Origin of the sequence: Streptomyces sp. KLMMK (genome assembly GCF_036961605.1) — a bacterium.
Taxonomy (GTDB): Bacteria; Actinomycetota; Actinomycetes; order Streptomycetales; family Streptomycetaceae; genus Streptomyces; species Streptomyces telluris.
Genome location: NZ_JBAMDC010000706.1, coordinates 1 through 1,630, shown reverse-complemented (window position 1 = coordinate 1,630; position 1,630 = coordinate 1). Strand labels below are relative to the sequence as shown.

2 protein-coding genes are annotated in these 1,630 nt (G+C 70.4%); both read right to left on the bottom strand.

What is annotated here, in order from left to right; all coding sequences use genetic code 11:
- Window positions 1-186: ferredoxin (locus V7793_RS37315; protein ID WP_336014149.1), on the bottom strand; the 186-nt coding region annotated here is incomplete at its 3' end.
- 11 nt (window positions 187-197) lie between these two features.
- The gene (locus V7793_RS37310) at window positions 198-1,412 is read right to left on the bottom strand and encodes a cytochrome P450 (RefSeq protein WP_336014147.1); all 1,215 of its coding nucleotides are present in this window, start codon (window positions 1,410-1,412) and stop codon (window positions 198-200) included.
- Between the last annotated feature and the right edge of the window lie 218 nt (window positions 1,413-1,630).

Here is a 1,630-nt window from a genome sequence, read left to right as displayed (position 1 = left end):
GGAGATCGTGACCGCCTGGACCGGACAGGCCATCGGGACGTCGCGCACCCGCGGGTCGCCCGCCCCGTCCTCCTGGCCCGGGAGCAGGGCGACCACCGCGTCGTCGTCCTGGGTGAAGACGCCGGGCGCGGTCATGACGCACTGGCCCGAACCGATGCAGCGGTCGCGGTCGATGGTGATGCGCATGGCCCCGGCCCTCACCAGGTCACGGGGAGCTCGACGGGGCCCTGGGCGTCGTGGCCCGCCTTGATGGGCACCTCGTCGACGGGTACGGCCAGCCGCAGGCCCGGGATGCGGGTGAAGAGCGTGCCCAGGGCGATTTCGAGCTCGGCCCGCGCGAGGTTCTGCCCGAGGCACTGGTGGATGCCGTGGCCGAAACCGACGTGGTGCCGCGCGTTGCGCCGGACGTCGAAGGCGTCGGGGTCCTCGTACGCCTTGGCGTCGCGGTTCATCAGCGAGATGGAGACCACCACGGCGTCCCCGGCCTTGATGGTCTCGTCGCCGACCTCGATGTCCTCCTTGGCCATCCGGACCATGTAGTCCGAGACGGAGGTGAACCGCAGCAGCTCCTCGACCGTTCCGGAGAGCAGGCCGGGGTCGTTGCGCAGCGCGTCGAGCTGCTCGGGGTGTTCGAGGAGCGTGAGGGCGCCGAGGGCGATCGCGTTGACGGTGGTCTCGTGGCCGGCCACCAGCAGGACCAGCGCGATCATGACCACCTCGTTGTGGTCCAGTGCGCCTTCTTCGAGCTGCCGCGCGATCAGCTCGTCCAGCAGGCCGTCGCCGGGATCGGCCTGCTTCTTCTCGACCAGGCCGTGCAGGTAGCCGTACAGCGCGGCGAAGGCCGCGTCGGCCTCTGCCGACGTCGCGGCGCCCACGAAGTCGCGCGAGCGCTCCTCGAAGAAGTCGTGGTCGCCGTACGGGACGCCGAGCAGCTCACAGATCGCCATCGAGGGCACGGGCAGGGCGAAGGCCGACACCAGGTCCGCGGTCGGGCCCTTCTCCAGCATGTCGTCCAGCAGCCGGTCGACGAGGCCCTGGATCAGGGGGCGCATGGCGGCCATGCGCTTGACGCCGAAGCTGGGTATCAGCATGCGCCGCTGCCGGGCGTGCTCGGGGTCGTCGACGCCGATCAGCGGGAACGCGAGGCCGCCGCGGTCCTCGGTGCGCTGCACGACGACGGGGAAGACCGGGTGGCCCCAGTCGGAGGACAGCCGGGGGTCGGCGAGCAGCGCGCGCCCTTCGGCATGTCCCGTCACCATCCACGCCGGGCGGCCGTCGAACAGCTCCACCCGCGACAGCGGGCCCTGCCCCCGCCCGTCCGCGTAGGACTTCGGCGGCTGGTACGGGCAGGTCCGGTCCTGGGGGAAGGAGAGGTCCGGTGACCCGGTGGAGCGGATATCGGTCTCGGTCATGTCGTGCCTTTCAAAACGATCAGCGGAGCCGTCATTCATGGATACTGGCGAGTAAATTCAATCCGTCAGCAAGGCCTTTCCCGGTTCGGTCAACGTCTGATCGTTCGGTCCCGGGCCCGGGCTCGGACAATTACCGAAGGGGCCGCACCGGACCGCCGCCTCGCCGGAATCCCCATGTCCGCCAGGCTAGGCGGCCCGGCAGTAGGGCAACCCCTAGT

Excerpts from the sequence above, each read along its gene's own strand:
- V7793_RS37310 (WP_336014147.1), bottom strand. The coding sequence starts at position 1,412 with ATGACCGAGACCGATATCCGCTCCACCGGGTCACCGGACCTCTCCTTC.